Source organism: Gottfriedia acidiceleris (assembly GCF_004138285.1).
Taxonomy (GTDB): Bacteria; Bacillota; Bacilli; order Bacillales; family Bacillaceae_G; genus Gottfriedia; species Gottfriedia acidiceleris_A.
In genome coordinates this window covers 1-366 of sequence record NZ_SCFN01000076.1, presented here as the reverse complement: position 1 = coordinate 366, position 366 = coordinate 1, and the positions used below count along the sequence as shown (strand labels likewise).

Here is a 366-nt window from a genome sequence, read left to right as displayed (position 1 = left end):
GAAATACAAATGGTAGCCGGGCCTGCTTTCGTTGGATCCGTCATCACTTCAAAGGCCCGAATTAAGCTCGACATCAATTGCTCAGGGCGTGTAATACGGTCCCAATATCTTGATACTGGGCGAAATGCATCATTTGTCGTAATTGCAATGCTGTGTTCTTGCTCCATTTGTTGCAACACTGGATCTGGCTGACGTGTAGCATACGTATCAGCTGGTAGCAACAAGATTGGAATATTATTCGCAAGCGCTGTTCCTGCTGCCGTTACCAAGTTTGCAGAACCCGGTCCACTTGAAGTTGTAACAGCATATATTTTTTTGCGCAGCATTTGTTTGCTGTAGGCAATGGCTGCATGCGCCATTCCTTGT

Annotated in this window: 1 protein-coding gene; it reads right to left on the bottom strand. The window is 46.2% G+C overall.

Annotated features, from left to right (window positions below; all coding sequences use genetic code 11):
- The coding region (locus tag EP747_RS24030) for a thiamine pyrophosphate-binding protein (RefSeq protein ID WP_268895691.1) at nt 1-366 on the bottom strand (366 nt) is incomplete at both ends.